We start from the raw sequence: 18,433 nt of genomic DNA, 5'->3' as shown, positions 1-18,433 counted from the left end.
CAGCAGGCTGGCTCCCACAGGTATTGCGCTGTCCCTGTAGGAGCTGGCTTGCCAGCGAAAGCGGCCTCAAGGGCAATACACAACCCGGGTTAGAACACCGAGACGTAATCGCCCAGCTCGACCTGTACCGATTTGATGCGGGTGAAGTTGTTCAGCGAGCTGATGCCGTTCTCACGGCCAACACCCGACTGCTTGTAGCCGCCAACCGGCATCTTCGCGTCGGACTCGCCCCAGGCGTTGATCCAGCAGATACCGGCTTCCAGTTGATGAATCACGCGGTGGGCGCGGTTCAGGTCCTTGGTGACGATACCGGCGGCCAGGCCGAAGTCGGTGTCGTTGGCACGGCGGATCACTTCTTCTTCGGTCTCGTAGGAGAGGATCGCCATCACCGGGCCAAAGATTTCTTCACGCACGATGGTCATGTCATCGCTGCAGTCGGTGAACACGGTCGGCGCAACGAACGCGCCCTTGGCGAATTCGCCTTCGGTCAGACGCTCGCCGCCGCACAGCAGGCGTGCACCTTCTTCCTTGCCCTTGGCGATGTAGCCCAGCACGCTTTCCATGTGGGCGAAGCTGACCAGCGGGCCGAAGTTGGTGTTTTCGTCTTCCGGGTTGCCGACGCGGATGCGCGCAACGCGCTCAACGATCTTGGCTTCGAAAGCGGCTTTCAGGTGCGCCGGCACGAACACGCGGGTGCCGTTGGTGCAGACCTGACCGGAGCTGTAGAAGTTGGCCATCATTGCGGTGTCGGCGGCGCGGTCGAGGTCGGCGTCGTCGCAGATGATCAGCGGCGATTTGCCACCCAGTTCCATGGTCACGTCTTTCAGCGAAGAGCTCGAAGCGCTGGCCATGACTTTCTTGCCGGTGTCGGTGCCGCCGGTGAACGAGACTTTCTCGATGCGCGGATGCTCGGTCAGCCAGGTGCCGACTTCGCGGCCGCTGCCGGTCAGGACGTTGAACACGCCTGCTGGCAGGCCGGCTTCGGTGTAGATCTCGGCCAGTTTCAGGGTGGTCAGCGAGGTGACTTCGCTTGGCTTGAAGATCATCGCGTTACCGGCCGCCAGGGCCGGAGCGGATTTCCACAGGGCGATCTGGATCGGGTAGTTCCACGCGCCGATACCGGCCACGACGCCCAGCGGCTCGCGACGGGTGTAGACGAACGAGGTGGTGCGCAGCGGAATCTGCTCGCCTTCGATGGCCGGAACCAGGCCTGCGTAGTACTCCAGCACGTCGGCGCCGGTAACGATGTCGACGTAGCGGGTTTCGGAGTACGACTTGCCGGTGTCCAGGGTTTCCAGGGCGGCCAGTTCATCGTTGCGCTCGCGCAGGATGTCCACGGCGCGACGCAGGATGCGCGAACGCTCCATGGCGGTCATCGCGGCCCAGATTTTCTGGCCCTTTTCGGCGCTGACCACAGCGCGCTCGACGTCTTCCTTCGTAGCGCGTTGTACTTTTGCGAGGACTTCACCGTTAGCCGGGTTGATGGCTTCGAAAGTGGCGTCGCTGCCAGCGTCGCTGTAGCCGCCGTCGATGTAGAGTTTTTGCAGTTCGAAACGGGCCATAAAGTCCTCGCAAGTGCATTGGTTGTTGGCACGGTGCGGGTGTCGAGCGTTCTGTGTGTGCTCTAACTCACCCGCTTGGCCAGTTGGATATCCATGTATTCGTAAGCGATCTGTTGTGCCTGCCCGGTGTCGAAAGCATCTCCCGACAGCGCGCCGCGCAACCACAAGCCGTCAATCAACGCTGCCAGGCCCCGGGCGGCGGTGCGCGCTTCATCGAGCGGCAACACGCGGCGGAACTGGCAGCACAGGTTGGAATACAGACGGTGATCGTTGATCCGCTGCAACCTGTGCAAAGACGGCTGGTGCATGCTGGTGGCCCAAAAGGCCAGCCAGGTTTTCATTGCCGGGCCATTGACCTGGCTGGCATCGAAGTTGCCTTCGATGATCACCTGCAGATGCGCCCGCGGGCTGTCATCTGTCAGCGCCAGTCGGCGCGCGGTGACGTTCTCGCTCAGCACAGTCATCAAGTACCCCATGGTGGCGGCGATCAGGCCATTCTTGTCCTGAAAGTAGTGACTGATGATGCCATTCGAGACACCGGCCAAACGGGCGATCAGCGCAATGCTGGCGTCCCCCATTCCGACCTGGTCGACCGCCAGCAATGTGGCTTCGATCAACTGCTGGCGACGGATGGGTTGCATACCGACCTTGGGCATCTTGCACATCTCCTTAGGCCTTCCGGCAGACGCAGGACGTCTATCGGATTGAGGGCCAGTCTATTTTGTTTTGATTGAACGTTCAATCAACAAAGAATAAGATCTGCGACAAATCGTCGCTGCCTACAGAGTTTTCCGACGCGTAGCGGCGAAAAAAACGACTTCCGTAAATGCTCGAAACCTACGCGCCACGGCGCTCAAGGGGCTTCGGGCCCTTTGGGGTTGTCTTTATATCACCCGCTGGTCGGCTGCCCACTAACCGATTGGTCGGGTAACCCGTTTGCCTTGCGTTCTTCTATCGCACTGCCCGGAGCATCTGTGCCATGAGTTCTGCCTCGCTAATAAAGACCCCACCCGAGAAGGTGACGGTCAACGGTTGGGTGTTCTACACCTCTACCGCGTTGATTCTGTTGTTGACCGCCATTCTGATCATCGCCCCGCAAGAGGCCGGCAGACTGCTCGGTATGGCGCAAGCCTGGTTGTCCCGTAGCTTCGGCTGGTACTACATGGTGGTGATTGCCGCCTACCTGATCTTCGTGGTCGGCCTGGCGTTCTCGTCCTACGGCAAATTGAAACTGGGCAGCAAGGACGACACCCCGGACTTCAGCTACGGCGCCTGGGCGGGGATGCTGTTCTCGTCGGGGATCGGCATCTCGCTGCTGTACTTCGGTGCTTCCGAGCCACTGGACCACTACTTCAACCCGCCGGAAGGCGTGGCCGGCAGCAACTTGGCCGCCCGTCAGGCGGTTCAGCTGACGTTCCTGCACTGGGGCCTGCATGGCTGGGCGATCTACGCCCTGGTCGGCCTGGCGGTGGCGTATTTCGCCTACCGGCATAACCAGCCGCTGGCGTTGCGTTCGGCGCTGTATCCGCTGGTGGGCGAGCGTTGGGTCAAGGGCGCGGCCGGGCATGCGGTGGACGGCTTCGGCATGTTCGTGACCCTGTTGGGTCTGGTGACCAACCTGGGGATCGGTTCGCTGCAGGTGTCGTCGGGCCTGGAAAACCTGTTCGGCATGGAACACAGCAACACCAACCTGCTGATCGTGATCATCGTGATGAGCACCGTGGCGACCATCGCTGCCGTGTCCGGGGTGGAAAACGGCATTCGTCGCCTGTCCAACCTCAACATCGTGCTGTTCAGCGGCCTGCTGATTTTTGTCCTGCTGTTCGGTCCGACCCTGCACCTGCTCAACGGCTTCGTGCAAAACGTCGGTGACTACCTCAACGGCGTGGTGCTGAAGACTTTCGACCTGTATGTGTACGAAGGCGACAGCGAGAAGTCCGACCGCTGGTTGGGCCTGTGGACCCTGTTCTACTGGGCCTGGTGGATTTCCTGGGCGCCGTTCGTGGGCATGTTCATCGCGCGTATTTCCCGTGGTCGCACGGTGCGTGAACTGGTGGCTGGCGTATTGCTGATTCCGCTGGGTTTCACCCTGGCGTGGCTGTCGATCTTCGGTAACTCGGCCCTGGACCTGGTGATGAACCACGGGGCGGTGGAGCTCGGGAAGACGGCGCTGGAGCAGCCGTCCATGGCGATCTACCAGTTGCTTGAGCATTACCCGGCGTCGAAAGTGGTGATCGGCGTGTCGATCTTCGTGGGTTTCGTGTTGTTCCTGACACCGGCGGATTCCGGCGCGGTGATGATGGCCAACCTGTCGTGCAAAGGCGGCAACGTCGATGAAGATGCGCCGCACTGGCTGCGGATCTTCTGGTCTGTGGTGATCACCCTGGTGACCATCGGCCTGCTGTTCGCCGGTAACTTCGAAGCCATGCAAACCATGGTGGTGCTGGCCGGCCTGCCGTTCTCGGTGGTGTTGGTGTGCTTCATGTTCGGCTTGCACAAGGCCATGCGCCAGGACGTGCAGATCGAACAGGAGCAAGCGGAACTGGCGGCCCGTGGTCGTCGTGGTTTCAGCGAGCGCTTGACCCAGCTGGACCTGCAGCCGAGCCAGTCGGTGGTGCAGCGCTTCATGGACAAGCAAGTAAGCCCTGCCTTGCAGGATGCGACCACGCAAATGCGTGCCCAGGGCCTGGAAGTGCAGACGCTGCTGGGCAAGTCCAAGCGCTGCATGGGTGTGCGGGTGGAGATGGAAGAGGGCAACCCGTTTGTCTACGAAGTCAGCCTGGATGGTTACCTGGCTACGCCCACCGAGTCGGCTCAATCCGATGAGGCGCGTCAGCGTTACTACCGCGCCGAGGTGTACCTGCACAACGGCAGCCAGGACTACGACCTGATGGGCTTCACTCAGGATCAGATCACCCGTGATGTGCTCGATCAGTTTGAAAGCCATCGGCAGCTCCTTGGCCGCGTCTATAGCTAAGTTGTGAGGGGCGCGGTGTTTCACTCTGAAACACCGCGTCGACCCCATCGCCAGCAGGCTGGCTCCCACATTGAAATGCATTCCCCTGTGGGAGCCAGCCTGCTGGCGATGGGGCCATCGGCCTTAACGCTGCATCGCCCGATATCCGCATAAACAAAAACGCCGCGATCCTCTCGCGGCGTTTTTGTGTCTGTTGCCTTACCCCAGGTTCTTGCCGAGCAGCGCGTGGTACAGCTCGCTGTCGCCGAGAATCCCCACCACATGGTTGTTGTCGTGCAGCACCAGCTTGTTGCCGGTCTGGTAGCGGATCTGCAGCGCATCGCGCATGCCTATGTTCGAATCCACCAGCGTCGGCCGGCGACCCAGGCCTTCAACCGCCTGGCCCGGTACCCAGTTCTGCAGATCCAGGCTCGAGCCGTTCTGGCGTGCGCCCTTGATGGTGTTGCCTTCGGCCAGGTCGAGCCACGAATCGCCACCCGGATCGAGGCACACCGAACCGTTGATGCGCTTGCAGTTGTCCAGGGTGCGCATCAGGCTGCGACCGCACAGCACGTTCAGCGGGTTGGTGTGGGCGACGAAGGTGCGCACATAGTCGTCCGCAGGGTTGAGGACGATTTCTTCAGGCTTGCTGTACTGGATGATCCGGCCGTCCTTCATGATCGCGATACGGCTGCCGAGCTTCAGGGCTTCATCGAGGTCGTGGCTCACGAAGACGATGGTCTTGCTCAGCTTGCGTTGCAGTTCCAGCAGTTCGTCCTGCAGGCCCTGGCGGATCAGCGGGTCGAGCGCGGAGAACGGTTCGTCCATCAGCAGGATGTCGGCGTCCATCGCCAGCGCGCGGGCCAGGCCCACACGTTGCTGCATGCCGCCGGACAGTTCATCGGGTTTCTTGTTGCGCCATTGGGTCAGGCCTACCAGTTCGAGTTTTTCATCGACCAGTTTCTTGCGTTCCTTCTCCGGACGGCCCTGCATTTCCAGGCCGAAGCTGATGTTCTCGCGCACCGTCAGCCAAGGCATCAGGGCGAACTTCTGGAACACCATGGCGATGCGCTTGGTGCGCATCATTTTCAGTTCGGCCGGGGTACAGGCAGCAATGTTGATCTGCTTGCCTTCGTGCTCGACGTACAGCTTGCCACGGCTGACGGTGTTGAGGCCGTTGATGCAACGCAACAGGCTGGATTTGCCGGAGCCGGACAGGCCCATCAGCACGCAGATTTCACCTTTTTCGATGTCCAGGCTGGCCTTTTCCACGCCAACGATCTGCCCGGTCTTTTTCAGGATCTCGCTGCGGGTCAAACCTTGATCGAGAAGCTTCAGGGCCTCGCGCGGATCCTTGGTGAAGATTACGTCGACGTCTTCGAAGCGAATTATGCTCATGCGTCACCCCCTACTTTAGCGTCGGGTTGTTTGCAGATACGGTCGAGCATGATCGCCAGCAGTACGATCGCCAGGCCTGCTTCGAAGCCCAGGGCGATATCAGCGGTATTCAGTGCGTTGACCACGGGTTTGCCCAGGCCGTCGGCGCCCACCAGTGCCGCGATCACCACCATCGACAGCGACAGCATGATGCACTGGGTGATGCCGGCCGCGATGCTTGGCATGGCGTGGGGCAGTTCGATACGTGAGAGCAGTTGACGGCGCGAGCAGCCGAAGGCCTTGCCGGCGTCCATCAGTTCTTGCGGGACATCGCGGATGCCCAGGTAGGTCAGGCGGATGGGCGCGGCAATCGCGAACACCACCGTGGAGATCAGGCCCGGGACCACACCCAGACCGAAGAGAGTCAGGGTAGGAATGAGGTAGACGAAGGTCGGCACGGTCTGCATCAGATCGAGCACCGGACGCATCATGGTGTAGAACATCGGTTTGTGCGCGGCGACGATGCCCAACGGCACGCCGATCAATACGCAGACCAGGGTGGCGAACAACACCTGGGCGAGGGTTTCCATGGTTTCCTGCCAGTACCCCAGGTTGAGGATCAGCAGGAAGGAGGCAATGACGAAGGCGGTGAGGCCCCATTTGCGCTGGATGAAGTGGGCAAGTATTGCGATTAGGCCGATCAAGACCAGCGGGTTGAACCAGGTCAGCGCAAACGTCACGCCGTGGATCATCGTTTCCAGTGACACGGCAATTGCGTCGAAGGTGTTGGCGCCGTGTTGCGTCAACCATTCAACGAAGCCTGCGATGTACTGGCCTAGAGGTATTTTCTGATCAATCAGCATGGTAGTGAACGTCCGCATGCAAGGAGATAAACAGCCCGGGCGGGCGAACCCGCCCGGCATAAGCGATTACTGTGCGAGCTTGGCTTTCACGGCTTCCAGGCCAGGTTTACCGTCAATGGTGGTCACGCCAGCGAGCCAGGTATCGAGCACCTGGGGATTCTTTTTCAGCCAGGCCTTGGCGGCCGCGTCAGGCTTCATTTTGTCGTCCAGGATGTTGCCCATCAGTTCACTTTCCATGTCGACGGTGAACTCCAGGTTCTTCAGCAACTGACCGACGTTGCTGCATTCCGAGGCGTAGCCCTTGCGGGTGTTGGTCGCCACGGTGGCGGCGCCAAAATCGGGGCCGAAGAAGTCGTCGCCGCCGGTCAGGTATTGAATCTTGAAGCGCTTGTTCATCGGGTGCGGGGCCCAGCCCAGGAACACCACGGCGGTGTCGCGTTTCTGCGCGCGGTCGACCTGCGACAGCATGCCGGCCTCGCTGGACTCGACGACCTTGAAACCGGCGTCCTTGAGGCCGAAGGCGTTCTTGTCGATCATACTCTGGATCAGGCGGTTGCCGTCGTTGCCCGGCTCGATGCCGTAGATCTTGCCGTCCAGTTCCTTCTTGAACTTGGCGATGTCGGCGAAATCATGCAGCCCCTTGTCGTACAGCGCCTGGGGAACGGCGAGGGTGTATTTGGCACCCTTGAGGTTGGTGCGCACGGTGTCCACGGTGCCGGCATCGCGGTAGGGCTTGATGTCGTTTTCCATGGTCGGCATCCAGTTGCCCAGGAACACGTCCATGTTCTTGCCGTCGGCCAGGGACTTGTAGGTCACGGGCACGGAAATCATGGTGGTCTTGGTCTTGTAGCCGAGGGCGTTGAGCACGACGCTGGTGGTCGCGGTTGTCGCGGTGATGTCGGTCCAGCCGACGTCGGAGAAGTTTACGGTGTTGCATTGGGCCGGTTCGGCGGCTTGCGCCAGAACCGGCAGACTAAGCAGGGCGGCCAACAACAACGACGGGGAACCTTTCATGGATGGACTCCTTGGTGTTTTTTTTGGCAGTGTTTCCGACTGGAACCACCGCACTTATAGGTTGCGGTTGGATGGCGTTTTGGAGACAGCTCTACCACGGCGCCTTGCAATCGAGTCGATACGATCATGTACCAGTGAAAATCTGACGCCTACAGGGTGCGTCGTAACCAGTACAGGGATGGTCGCATCCAGTGTCGGTGACGTCGTTTACAGCTTTTTTCAGCCTCTTTTGTCCGTCTGAACCGCAAAAAAACGGCGCAAACACGACGTGAAAGACACGCGGCGTTCGTGGACATGAGTGCGTCGGTGTGAGACGTCGAACGACAGGATAAAAGCCTGATGATGCGGCCATCCCGACGGATTGCAGCTTGAGCGTAGCAGCTCCGTCACCGGGCGCTTTTGCGCCTGGGCGTTGGCACATCCAGGAGTCCGGCAGCAATGGCTATCAGTGTTTTCGACCTGTTCAAAATCGGCATCGGCCCGTCCAGTTCACACACCGTGGGGCCTATGCGGGCGGCGGCGTTGTTCGTGCAGGGTTTGCGTGAGCGGGGGCTGCTCGAGCAGGTTCGGCGAGTCGAAGTTCAGCTCTTCGGGTCGCTGTCGGCCACCGGCATCGGTCACGGCAGCGACAACGCGGTGATCATGGGGCTGATGGGCGAGTGGCCGGATGCGATCGATCCGTCGCAAATCGGCCTGCGCATCGACATCCTGCGCGAAACGGATACGTTGTTGCTCGACGGCCGTTTGCCGGTCCCGTTCATCTGGTCCAGGGACATGCGCCTGATCGATGAAAACCTGCCGTTTCACCCCAATGCCATGACCCTGATTGTCGAAGGAGATGACGGCGAGTTGCATCGCGACACCTACTATTCGGTCGGCGGCGGTTTTGTCGTCGATGAGGCGCAAGCCAGCAGCGGGGTGGTCGACATGGATCGCACCGAGCTGCCGTACGATTTTTCCAGCGCGGCCGAGCTGCTGGAGCTGTGTAAAACGCACAACCTGCGGGTGGCCGAACTGATGATGGCCAACGAGAAGGTCTGGCGCAGCGAAGAGGAAATCCGCAGTGGCCTGATGCACCTGTGGCGCGCCATGCAGGATTGCGTCGAGCACGGCCTCAAGCACGAGGGCATCCTGCCCGGTGGCCTCAACGTGCGCCGTCGCGCGGCCAAGTTGCACCGCAGCTTGCAGGAGCTGAACAAGCCCAATGTGATCGGCTCGACGCTGAGCGCGATGGAGTGGGTCAACCTGTTTGCCCTGGCGGTCAACGAAGAGAACGCCGCCGGCGGGCGCATGGTCACGGCGCCGACCAATGGCGCGGCGGGGATCATTCCGGCGGTGTTGCACTACTTCATGAAATTCAGCGAGGACGTGACCGACGCCAATGTCGTCGACTACCTGCTCGGCGCGGCTTCGGTGGGGATCCTGTGCAAGAAGAACGCCTCGATCTCCGGGGCCGAAGTCGGATGCCAGGGCGAAGTCGGTTCGGCCTGCGCCATGGCGGCGGCGGGTTTGGCGGAAATCCTCGGGGCCACACCGGAACAACTGTGTAACGCGGCGGAAATCGGCCTGGAGCACAACTTGGGACTCACGTGCGATCCGGTGGGCGGCCTGGTGCAGGTGCCGTGTATCGAGCGCAATGCGATTGCTGCGGTGAAAGCGATCAACGCTGCGCAGATGGCTTTGCGCGGCGATGGTCAGCACTTTATCTCGCTGGATCGGGTGATCCGCACGATGCGCGATACCGGTGCCGATATGCATGACAAATATAAGGAGACGTCGCGGGGTGGGTTGGCGGTAAGCGCGGTGGAGTGCTGAGACCGTGTCGATCCTATCGCCAGCAGGCTGGCTCCCACAGTAGATTTGGATCGGCCACAAAACCTGTGGGAGCCAGCCTGCTGGCGATAGGGCCAGACCAGTCAAAACTGCGCGTTAAGTGAACACCCGATTTAAAACACGCCACCTTTTGGCGCGTCGCTTACAGATAAGTACCTGACTTCAAAATCAGGACCACTCCTGTCCCTGACCACCCGTCACCCGTGCCTGCGGTGACACTCTTGCAGGGCTCGCCGCAGCCCTGTTCCCACAAGTGCTACCGATTTGCTCACACGCAACGGGGCAGAGTGCTTGCCGCCATTGATGGCACTTATAACCCCTACTCCCGCCGCGTCATATATAGACACATTCCGACGTCGTTTTCAGGAGTTATTGAACGCGCATTCAAATTTAGGCATGGCAATTGCTCTGTCATTACAAAGCCCGTCTCCCACGCGAGAACGATGGCAATAACAAGAGCCTCCGCCTGAGGCCATCACCCGCTTTGTGTGAGGAGATACCGCGATGACGACGTTCAACTCCGGGGCCCAACCCCAGAACCGTGCGCCTCAATCCATCGGCTTTCTGCTGCTGGACAATTTCACGCTGATTTCCCTGGCCTCCGCAGTCGAACCGCTGCGCATGGCCAACCAGTTGTCCGGCCGTGAGCTGTATCGCTGGACCACCCTCACCGTCGATGGCGGTCAAGTATGGGCCAGTGACGGTTTGCAAATCACCCCTGACGCTTCCATGCACAAAGCGCCTCCCATGGACACCGTGATCGTCTGCGGTGGTATCGGCATTCAACGCACTGTTACCCGCGAACACGTGTCCTGGCTGCAGAGCCAGGCCCGTCAGTCCCGTCGCCTGGGTGCAGTCTGCACCGGTAGCTGGGCCCTGGCCTGCGCCGGCCTGCTGGACGGTTTCGATTGCAGTGTGCACTGGGAATGCCTGGCGGCGATGCAGGAAGCGTTTCCGCGGGTGGCCATGAGTACCCGCCTGTTCACCCTCGACCGTAACCGCTTCACCAGCTCCGGTGGCACCGCGCCGCTGGACATGATGCTGCACCTGATCAGCCGCGATCACGGTCGCGAGCTGTCGGCCGCGATCTCGGAGATGTTCGTCTACGAGCGCATCCGCAACGAACAGGACCACCAGCGCGTGCCGCTCAAGCACATGCTCGGCACCAACCAGCCGAAGTTGCAGGAAATCGTCGCGCTGATGGAAGCCAACCTCGAAGAGCCGATCGACCTCGACGAACTGGCGGTGTACGTCGCCGTGTCCCGTCGTCAGCTCGAGCGGCTGTTCCAGAAGTACCTGCATTGCTCGCCGTCGCGTTACTACCTGAAACTGCGCCTGATCCGCGCGCGGCAACTGCTCAAGCAAACGCCGATGTCGATCATCGAAGTGGCGTCGGTCTGTGGCTTCGTGTCCACGCCGCACTTCTCCAAGTGCTACCGCGAATACTTCGGCATTCCGCCGCGTGACGAGCGTGTGGGTTCCAACACCACGCAACAGGTGGCGATGATGCCGCTGCCACAGGCGTTGGTGCTGTCGCCGTTGTCGGGGCCGTTGTCGGCGCTGAGTCAGGCGCGTAATGAGTCGACGTTTGCCAGTGTAAGGCTCTAGACCGGGGCGCCTTCATTCGCGAGCAAGCCCGCTCCCACATTCAACCGCATTCCCATGATGGAACTCGGTTGAATGTGGGAACGGGCTTGCTCGCGAAGGTGTCTTAACGGGCGGTATGGCTCTGCTGGTACTCCGCCAATGCCGGCAGCAATTGCCTGTCAATGGCCTGGCGCACCGCCGGCAGGATCGTCGCGCTGCTGGTGTACATCTGCTTGACCATTGTGCGCAGCTCGGTGGCCCGTTCGTTGTTCAAACCCCGCACGGCACACTCGCAAGCCTGCTCGGCGGTGGCGCCGGTCGGTACATGAAAGCCCAATGCCTTGAGCTGGCCCAACAGGTCTTCCTGGTCTATCAAATCGGCGTACATCATGACGCTAATCCTTCTTCTGGGGACGGTGTCGTGGCTCGATTCTGGTAGTGGCACGCAGTGGCGGCAAGGGCGATTTGTCGTTATGGCAGCATTGACTATGAACAGGTCGTTTTCGGGCTATTTCCCTGCGCTGAGAGTCGGCACACTGGACCCAGCTCGCTTCACGAGGGTTTGGTCACCTTCCCACGGCAGCTCCTCAACAGTACCCTCTGCCTCGATCCTGTCACGGCTTGATCGGGGCTTTTTTTTGCCTGTGAATCTCCCACATTGGATCAATGTCGTGCACAGATCCCCTGTGGGAGCGGGCTTGCTCGCGAAAAACGATGACGCGGTCTAGCGTTGCAACACAAGAATGCGCGACAACAACTCATCTCGATCCACATAACACCCCTGGAAATGCCGCGCCCCGGTGGCGGGATCAAACGCATTGCGCGCATGCAAAGTGCGACGGTTGTCGAAGCACCAGAGCTCGCCCGGATTGAGCCTTTGCATCAGCCTGAATCGGGGCTCGCGCGTCATCGCAATGAAGCGGCGATAGGCGTGATACAGCCTGGGCATCTGCTCCACCGACGCATCGAACGGCCCCCGCAGAAAGTTCGCCATGCGAATCTCCGACACCTGCCCCAAAGCATCCAGGGCGATGATCGGCGCGAGGCAACGGTAGTCGCTGTGGCGGTCCTTGTTGCGAAACTCCACGGGGATCTTGCAAAGGCTGGTGAATGCCTCCGGGTCTTCGCGGCGCAAGGCGTCGGCGATGGCAAAACCGTCGACGAAAATACTCTCGCCACCCTCGGCATCGTTGACCAGGCAATGCAGGAATTGCAGCCCCGGTTGTAACTCCCGGGTCGGCAGATCGCTGTGCAACGGCAAGTTGAAAGCGGTGTAGGCGTTGCTGTCGGCATCGGCCTTGGATTGCACGTTGAACAGCACGCCGAAATTGCTCTCGCGGATGAAGGAAATGCGCTGGGCGATCAGCTTCAGCGAGCCGGGCTCGGTGGGGACGCCACGGACCTGGGTCAGGCCGGTGTCGCGCACGGCCAGCAGCCATTGCAGCAGGGCGTCGTTGTCCTTCATCAGCGCTTGATAGTCGAACACCGGCAATTGCAGATCACTGTGCCAAAGCCTGGCCTTGGGCTTGCCGGCCAGGCGCTCAGCGCGGGATTCGTCGTCATAGGCGTGGGCCCGCAACCAGCCGGGGTCGAAGCGGCTGAGGTGGCCATCCTGCCATTGCACGCTCAGGCAACCTTCAGCGTCGATGCTGGTTTGGGCGGGCATCAGGTTTTCTGGTACATCGACGATTTCCAGCACCTGTTCGCGGGTCACCGTGTAGACGCATGACGGGCACGGGCAATTGTCCCGCAACCAGGGGTGGTGAAAGGGGCTGACGCGGTTGTCGGCCCACTTCACCAGGACACGATCGGCCATGGCCTGCACGCCGGTCAGCGCGCTGATCAATGGATAAGTACGGAAGTCGGCAAAAGCGGCGGCGGTGTTCATGGGATCTCCTGGTTATTTTTTTGGCGGTAATGCGATCACTCGGCCGACGTAGGCGGGGGCGGACAGGTCGGTCTGTTCGGCGACGATGGCTTGCAGTTTGCCCAGGGTATCTTCGCTGAATGGTGTAGAGCGCGGCCCGGCGAGGTCGACGTGCAGCAGCATTTGTTCATTACCCGCGAGCTCCTGGTCGTCACCGACCCGATGCAGGCTGTGATAGAGGTGCAGGCGTTTGCTGTCGTGGGCAATGATTTGTGTATGCACCTCGACCTCGGCGTCGAGTTTTACTTCGTGCAGGTAATTGAGGTGCAGTTCGAGGGTGAACAGCGAATTGCCGCTGGCTTCGCGGTTGTTGCTGTCCATGCCGAGGCGATCCATCAGGGCGTCGGTGGCGTAGCTGAAGATCAGCAGGTAGAACGCGTCGCGCAGGTGGCCGTTGTAGTCGACCCAGTCGGGGATGATTCTGGTTTGGTAGGTGGTGAGGGCGGGCATGATGGCTGATCCAGAACAGATTGTGATTGGAATGCCGTCATCGCCAGCAGGCTGGCTCCCACATTGGAATGCATTCTCCTGTGGGAGCCAGCCTGCTGGCGATGGGGCCAGTCCTGATAGTCGATTACTCGCTGAATGCCATCCCATGCTTCTCTTTGGTGGTCTTCACCGCCTCCAGCACGGCCAGCAGGCAGTCATCACGATAGCGCTCCAGCGCCGAAATGCTGTGTTTGCCCAACTGATCGCTGGTGCCGTCCACCACATCGTCGATCAACTTGTCGGTCAGCTCCGGCGCCGGCAGGTAAGTCCACGGCAACTGCAAGGCCGGGCCGAACTGGGCCATGAAGTGGCGCATGCCGGCGTCGCCGCCGGCCAGAGTGTAGGTCAGGAACGTGCCCATGAACGACCAGCGCAAACCGGCGCCAAAACGGATCGCATCGTCAATTTCGCCGGTGGTCGCCACACCGTCGTTGACCAGGTGCAACGCCTCGCGCCACAGCGCTTCGAGCAGGCGGTCGGCGATGAATCCCGGCACTTCCTTGCGCACATGCAGCGGGCGCATGCCGAGGGATTCGTAGACTTTCATCGCCGCTTGCACGGCTTCGGGGGCAGTGTTCTTGCCGCCGACCACCTCCACCAAAGGCAGTAGATAAACCGGGTTGAACGGGTGCCCGACCACGCAGCGTTCCGGGTGAGTCGAACTCTCGTAAAACTCGCTCGGCAGCAGGCCGGAAGTGCTGGAACCGATCAAGGCATCGGGCTTGGCCGCGGCGCTGATCTTGCTGTGCAGTTCCAGTTTCAGTTCAAGGCGTTCAGGGGCGCTTTCCTGGATGAAATCGGCGTCGCGCACGCATTCTTCGATGGTCGCGACAAAGCGCAGGCGATCCTGCGAGGCGCCAGGTGCCAGGCCCTGTTTTTCCAGGGCGCCCCAGGCATTGGCAACGCGTTTGCGCAGGGCGGCCTCGGCACCGGGCGCCGGGTCCCAAGCCACCACGTCCAGGCCATGGGCGAGGGCACGGGACACCCAGCCGCTGCCGATGACACCGCTGCCCAGCGCTGCGAAGATTTTGATTTCGGTAATGAAGGTCATGGCAACTTCCTGAAGAGTTCGGTGAACCCCTGTAGGAGCCGGCTTGCCGGCGAAGGCGATTTCAGCACCGCAGAAGATGCGGCGGATTTATCGGCCTCTTCGCCGGCAAGCCGGCTCCTGCAGGGGTAGGGTGTAAGTGCAATCAGCCGCGCTGGGTCAGGCCCATTTTCTTGCGGCCTTCCGCAGGGGTCAGCACACGAGCGCCGAGGCGGCTGAGAATTTCCGTCGCACGCTCGACCAACTGGCCGTTGGTCGCCAGCACGCCCTTGTCCAGCCACAGGTTGTCTTCCAGCCCGACGCGCACGTTGCCGCCCAACAGCACGGCTTGCGCGGCCATCGGCATTTGCATGCGGCCGATGCCGAAACCGGCCCAGACGGCGTCTGCAGGCAGGTTGTCGACCATGGCTTTCATGGTGGTGGTGTCGGCCGGTGCGCCCCACGGGATGCCCAGGCACAGTTGGAACAGCGGGTTGTCGAGCAGGCCTTCCTTGATCATCTGTTTGGCGAACCACAGGTGACCGGTGTCGAAAATCTCCAGCTCGGCCTTCACGCCCAGCTCCTGGATGCGTTTGGCGCCAGCACGCAGCTGCGCCGGGGTGGAGACGTAGATGGTGTCGCCATCGCCAAAGTTCAGCGTGCCGCAATCGAGGGTGCAGATTTCCGGCAGCAGTTCTTCGACATGGGCCAGGCGGGTCAGCGGGCCGACCAGGTCGGTGTTCGGGCCGAACTCCATCGGCTTCTCGCCAGCGCCGATTTCCAGGTCACCACCCATACCGGCGGTGAGGTTGACGATGATGTCGACATCGGCCTCGCGGATGCGCTCCATCACTTCGCGGTACAGCGCCACGTCGCGGCTGAACTTGCCGGTTTCAGGATCGCGGACATGGCAGTGAACCACGGTGGCGCCGGCCTTGGCGGCTTCCACGGCGGCAGCGGCGATCTGTTTCGGGGTGACCGGCACGTGTGGGCTCCTGGCGGTCGTGTCGCCAGCACCGGTGAGTGCGCAGGTGATGATGACGTCGTGGTTCATTTTTCGGTTCCTTACAGGCGTAGTGGTTCCGTTCGCAGCCCGTTCGGGCTGCGAATCGGTGGTTCAAGTCAGGGGGTTATTTGCTGGTCAGCTTGAGGTTCTCAGCCGCCGGTTTGCCATCGAAGGTGGTCACGCCTTCGAGCCAGCGCTGTTTGTCTTGCGGGTGATCGTTCAGCCACTGTTTGGCCGATTCGAAGGCGTCCTTGTGATCCAGTAGTGGCTGCATCATCCGGCTCTCGTCTTCGGCGGTGAACGTCAGGTTGCTCAGCAGGCGTCCGATGTTGGGGCACTGTTCGGCATATTTCGGCGCGGTGACGGTCCAGACCGTGGCCATGCCTTCGTTAGGGCCGAGGGCGTCGTCGCTGCCGGTGAGGTAGGTCATCTGCACGTTGACGTTCATCGGGTGCGGCGCCCAGCCGAAGAACACCACGGCTTCCTTGCGGCGCACCGCGCGATCCACCGCCGCGAGCATGCCGGCTTCGCTGGATTCGACCAGTTGGAACTTGCCGAGGCCGAACTGGTTCTTGGCGATCATCGCCTTGATCTGGGTGTTGGCGCCCGAGCCGGGCTCGATGCCGTAGATCTTGCCGCCCAGTTCTTTTTCGAACCTGGCGATGTCGGCGAAGGTTTTCAGGCCCTTGTCTGCAAGATAAGTCGGAACGGCGAGGGTGGCGCGGGCATCTTTCAGGCTGGGTGCTTCAAGCACCTTGACCTGATTGGCGTCGACGAACGGGGTGATGGTCTGGGTCATCAGCGGGTTCCAGTAACCCAGGAACAGGTCCAGGCGCTGATCGCGGATCCCGGCGAAGATGATTTGCTGGGAGGCGCTGGTTTGTTTGGTGTTGTAGCCGAGGCCGTCGAGCAATACCTGGGTCATCGCACTGGTGGCGATCACGTCGGTCCAGTTCACCACGCCCATGCGCACATTCTGGCAAGAGGCGGGTTCCGCGGCCATGACGCTGGCGCTCAGCAAAGCGGTACCACTGAGTGCAAGAACACAGCTGCTGATCAGTCGTTTCATTCTCAGGTTCCTCGGCAGTTTCATTATTGTGAGTTCCGGCGTCTGATGCGCCGGTGATGACAAGTTACGCAGCTAAGCGGCCATGAAAGCGCACTGCGGCGACCAGCTCTTGCACTGCAGCGACCTGTGCTCTTGAATGGCTGTTGCAAGTGGCGTATCAACGTCCTCACGCTACCCGCCCTCTCGTTACCGGCCATCGAGTGCGCACCATGTCCCAGGATTTCTACTTCTTGTTGATGCCGGGTTTCTCGGCCATTGGATTTATCTCGGCCATCGAGCCGTTGCGGGTCGCCAATCGTTTTCGTGGCGAGTTGTATCGCTGGCATGTACTGAGCGCCGATGGCGGGGCAGTGCTGGCCAGCAACGGCATGTCGGTCAACGCCGACGCGGCGCTGGAGCCGTTGAAGAAGGGCTCGACCTTGTTGGTGGTCGCCGGCTTTGAACCGCTGAAGTTCGCCACTCCAGCGCTGGAGCACTGGCTGCGCCGGCTGGACCTTGAAGGCGTCACTCTCGGCGCCATCGACACCGGCAGCTTTATCCTCGCCGAAGCCGGCCTGCTCGACGGCCACCGCCTGACCCTGCACTGGGAAGCCATCGACGCCTTCAAGGAGTCCTATCCGCAGCTCAGCGTCACCCAGGAACTGTTCGAGATCGACCGTCGGCGCATCACCTCCGCCGGCGGTACCGCGTCCATCGATTTAATGCTGGATCTGATCGCCCAGGCCCACGGCCCGGAACTGGCGATCCAGGTCAGCGAACAATTCGTGCTCGGCCGCATCCGCCCGCGCAAAGACCACCAGCGCATGGAAGTCGCCACGCGTTATGGCATCAGTAACAAGAAACTGGTGCAGGTGATCGGTGAGATGGAGCAGCACAGCGAACCGCCGTTGAGTACGCTGGAATTGGCGGAATCGATCAAGGTGACGCGGCGTCAGCTGGAGCGGCTGTTTCGCCTGCATTTGAACGACACGCCGAGCAATTTCTATCTGCGTTTGCGCCTGGAGAAGGCGCGGCAATTGTTGCGGCAGACCGATATGAGCGTGCTGGAAGTGAGCATTGCCTGCGGGTTTGAATCGCCGTCGTATTTCACCCGCAGTTATCGGGCGAAGTTTGAGCGGTGTCCGCGGGAAGACCGGCGGCGGATCAGCGATATACAAAAAGTGATCTGAAATTACGCCTTGTGGGGGCTAGCCTGCTGGCGATAACGGTGTGTCAGTCAACATCTAGATTGACTGATACACCGCTATCGCCAGCAGGCTAGCTCCCACAGATTGATCTGTGGTTGATCTTATTTTTTCATCAACGCCGAACACGCCGCCTTGTAAGCCTCATGCTGATACTTGTTCAACGTCGCCGGAGGCTCAAACCCGTGCTTCTTGGCCTGGGCATTGATGGTCTGTGGTGACAACAACGTCACTTCGCAATTCTCCAGCAACTGGAAAACCCCTTCGATCTTGAACGTCGTCGGCCCACCGGCAAACTCGCCTTTCTTGCTGCGCTTCTTGATCGCAATGCGATCAATCGAATTCTCCCGCACGAACGACGCCACCTGAGCCGCGAACACTTTGACGTTGGCGGCTTCGTCGTCATCCTCGAGGGCGATTTTCTTGGTGGCGAGCGCCAGGTGTCCCAGGGCCGAGCCTTCGAGGGTGGCCACGGCAATGATCGCTTCGCTGCCTTTGATTTCGATGCCGCAGACTTTCATGTTGAATCCCTTTTCTGG

16 protein-coding genes are annotated in these 18,433 nt (G+C 60.8%); 4 read left to right on the top strand and 12 right to left on the bottom strand.

The window, feature by feature from the left end; all coding sequences use genetic code 11:
* Positions 1-89: 89 nt before the first annotated feature.
* Together betB and betI are read right to left on the bottom strand one after the other, a co-directional pair.
* Positions 90-1,562: a betaine-aldehyde dehydrogenase gene (gene betB, locus ACM6I6_RS24875; protein ID WP_274075585.1), complete on the bottom strand. Its 1,473-nt coding sequence runs from the start codon at positions 1,560-1,562 to the stop codon at positions 90-92.
* 62 nt (positions 1,563-1,624) lie between these two features.
* Positions 1,625-2,218 (bottom strand): transcriptional regulator BetI, encoded by a 594-nt coding sequence (gene betI / locus ACM6I6_RS24870; protein ID WP_274075584.1) that lies wholly within the window; start codon positions 2,216-2,218, stop codon positions 1,625-1,627.
* 380 nt (positions 2,219-2,598) lie between these two features.
* On the opposite strand from betI, the gene ACM6I6_RS24865 reads away from it, so the two are divergent.
* Entirely contained in the window at positions 2,599-4,539 is a 1,941-nt protein-coding gene (locus ACM6I6_RS24865) for a BCCT family transporter (protein WP_414920904.1), read from the top strand.
* Positions 4,540-4,737: 198 nt separating this feature from the next.
* Here the strand turns inward: ACM6I6_RS24865 and choV are convergent, their stop codons facing one another.
* The 3 genes from choV to ACM6I6_RS24850 all read right to left on the bottom strand — a co-directional run bounded on the left by choV (position 4,738) and on the right by ACM6I6_RS24850 (position 7,772).
* Positions 4,738-5,916, bottom strand: coding sequence for a choline ABC transporter ATP-binding protein (gene choV, locus ACM6I6_RS24860; RefSeq protein ID WP_274075583.1), 1,179 nt, complete (start codon positions 5,914-5,916; stop codon positions 4,738-4,740).
* Positions 5,913-6,758 (bottom strand): choline ABC transporter permease subunit, encoded by an 846-nt coding sequence (gene choW / locus ACM6I6_RS24855; RefSeq protein ID WP_274075582.1) that lies wholly within the window; start codon positions 6,756-6,758, stop codon positions 5,913-5,915. The genes choV and choW overlap by 4 nt, the downstream gene beginning before the upstream one ends.
* A 66-nt stretch (positions 6,759-6,824) precedes the next feature.
* Complete coding sequence (locus ACM6I6_RS24850) at positions 6,825-7,772, bottom strand: choline ABC transporter substrate-binding protein (RefSeq protein WP_274075581.1); 948 nt, start codon at positions 7,770-7,772, stop codon at positions 6,825-6,827.
* Between the two features lie 438 nt (positions 7,773-8,210).
* Between ACM6I6_RS24850 and ACM6I6_RS24845 the strand changes: the two genes are divergently transcribed.
* Together ACM6I6_RS24845 and ACM6I6_RS24840 are read left to right on the top strand one after the other, a co-directional pair.
* Complete coding sequence (locus ACM6I6_RS24845; protein ID WP_060542351.1) at positions 8,211-9,587, top strand: L-serine ammonia-lyase; 1,377 nt, start codon at positions 8,211-8,213, stop codon at positions 9,585-9,587.
* A 522-nt stretch (positions 9,588-10,109) separates the two neighbouring features.
* A complete protein-coding gene (locus ACM6I6_RS24840) occupies positions 10,110-11,213 on the top strand; it encodes a GlxA family transcriptional regulator (protein WP_007975492.1) in 1,104 nt (367 codons plus the stop codon).
* Positions 11,214-11,316: 103 nt separating this feature from the next.
* On the opposite strand, the gene ACM6I6_RS24835 is transcribed toward ACM6I6_RS24840, so the two are convergent.
* From ACM6I6_RS24835 to choX, 6 genes are all read right to left on the bottom strand, one after another.
* Positions 11,317-11,583 (bottom strand): hypothetical protein, encoded by a 267-nt coding sequence (locus ACM6I6_RS24835; protein WP_406591152.1) that lies wholly within the window; start codon positions 11,581-11,583, stop codon positions 11,317-11,319.
* A 333-nt stretch (positions 11,584-11,916) separates the two neighbouring features.
* The gene (locus tag ACM6I6_RS24830; RefSeq protein ID WP_274075579.1) at positions 11,917-13,080 is read right to left on the bottom strand and encodes a gamma-butyrobetaine dioxygenase; all 1,164 of its coding nucleotides are present in this window, start codon (positions 13,078-13,080) and stop codon (positions 11,917-11,919) included.
* 12 nt (positions 13,081-13,092) lie between these two features.
* A complete protein-coding gene (locus ACM6I6_RS24825; protein ID WP_406591153.1) occupies positions 13,093-13,569 on the bottom strand; it encodes a thioesterase family protein in 477 nt (158 codons plus the stop codon).
* 124 nt (positions 13,570-13,693) lie between these two features.
* Complete coding sequence (locus ACM6I6_RS24820; RefSeq protein ID WP_406591154.1) at positions 13,694-14,659, bottom strand: L-carnitine dehydrogenase; 966 nt, start codon at positions 14,657-14,659, stop codon at positions 13,694-13,696.
* Positions 14,660-14,801: 142 nt separating this feature from the next.
* A complete protein-coding gene (locus ACM6I6_RS24815; protein WP_274075576.1) occupies positions 14,802-15,689 on the bottom strand; it encodes a 3-keto-5-aminohexanoate cleavage protein in 888 nt (295 codons plus the stop codon).
* Positions 15,690-15,765: 76 nt separating this feature from the next.
* Positions 15,766-16,710, bottom strand: coding sequence for a choline ABC transporter substrate-binding protein (choX, locus tag ACM6I6_RS24810; RefSeq protein WP_274075575.1), 945 nt, complete (start codon positions 16,708-16,710; stop codon positions 15,766-15,768).
* Between the two features lie 209 nt (positions 16,711-16,919).
* Here choX and ACM6I6_RS24805 point away from each other — a divergent pair, with 209 nt between their 5' ends.
* Positions 16,920-17,879, top strand: coding sequence for a GlxA family transcriptional regulator (locus ACM6I6_RS24805; protein WP_274075574.1), 960 nt, complete (start codon positions 16,920-16,922; stop codon positions 17,877-17,879).
* Positions 17,880-17,998: 119 nt separating this feature from the next.
* Here ACM6I6_RS24805 and ACM6I6_RS24800 read toward each other — a convergent pair whose 3' ends face one another.
* Entirely contained in the window at positions 17,999-18,415 is a 417-nt protein-coding gene (locus tag ACM6I6_RS24800; RefSeq protein WP_274075573.1) for a DUF3010 family protein, read from the bottom strand.
* Positions 18,416-18,433 lie beyond the last annotated feature (18 nt).

Origin of the sequence: Pseudomonas sp. IT-P218, assembly GCF_949767605.1 — a bacterium.
Lineage (GTDB): Bacteria > Pseudomonadota > Gammaproteobacteria > Pseudomonadales > Pseudomonadaceae > Aquipseudomonas > Aquipseudomonas putida_AE.
The sequence above is the reverse complement of the archived record's forward strand: the minus strand, read 5'-3'. Positions and strand labels throughout refer to the sequence as shown.

Bases quoted from the DNA above. Each gene is read 5' to 3' on its own strand.
- betB (WP_274075585.1), bottom strand. From the start codon at position 1,562: ATGGCCCGTTTCGAACTGCAAAAACTCTACATCGACGGCGGCTACAGC.
- betI (WP_274075584.1), bottom strand. From the start codon at position 2,218: ATGCCCAAGGTCGGTATGCAACCCATCCGTCGCCAGCAGTTGATCGAA.
- choV (WP_274075583.1), bottom strand. From the start codon at position 5,916: ATGAGCATAATTCGCTTCGAAGACGTCGACGTAATCTTCACCAAGGAT.
- choW (WP_274075582.1), bottom strand. From the start codon at position 6,758: ATGCTGATTGATCAGAAAATACCTCTAGGCCAGTACATCGCAGGCTTC.
- ACM6I6_RS24850 (WP_274075581.1), bottom strand. From the start codon at position 7,772: ATGAAAGGTTCCCCGTCGTTGTTGTTGGCCGCCCTGCTTAGTCTGCCG.
- ACM6I6_RS24845 (WP_060542351.1), top strand. From the start codon at position 8,211: ATGGCTATCAGTGTTTTCGACCTGTTCAAAATCGGCATCGGCCCGTCC.
- ACM6I6_RS24840 (WP_007975492.1), top strand. From the start codon at position 10,110: ATGACGACGTTCAACTCCGGGGCCCAACCCCAGAACCGTGCGCCTCAA.
- ACM6I6_RS24835 (WP_406591152.1), bottom strand. From the start codon at position 11,583: ATGATGTACGCCGATTTGATAGACCAGGAAGACCTGTTGGGCCAGCTC.
- ACM6I6_RS24830 (WP_274075579.1), bottom strand. From the start codon at position 13,080: ATGAACACCGCCGCCGCTTTTGCCGACTTCCGTACTTATCCATTGATC.
- ACM6I6_RS24825 (WP_406591153.1), bottom strand. From the start codon at position 13,569: ATGCCCGCCCTCACCACCTACCAAACCAGAATCATCCCCGACTGGGTC.
- ACM6I6_RS24820 (WP_406591154.1), bottom strand. From the start codon at position 14,659: ATGACCTTCATTACCGAAATCAAAATCTTCGCAGCGCTGGGCAGCGGT.
- ACM6I6_RS24815 (WP_274075576.1), bottom strand. From the start codon at position 15,689: ATGAACCACGACGTCATCATCACCTGCGCACTCACCGGTGCTGGCGAC.
- choX (WP_274075575.1), bottom strand. From the start codon at position 16,710: ATGAAACGACTGATCAGCAGCTGTGTTCTTGCACTCAGTGGTACCGCT.
- ACM6I6_RS24805 (WP_274075574.1), top strand. From the start codon at position 16,920: ATGTCCCAGGATTTCTACTTCTTGTTGATGCCGGGTTTCTCGGCCATT.
- ACM6I6_RS24800 (WP_274075573.1), bottom strand. From the start codon at position 18,415: ATGAAAGTCTGCGGCATCGAAATCAAAGGCAGCGAAGCGATCATTGCC.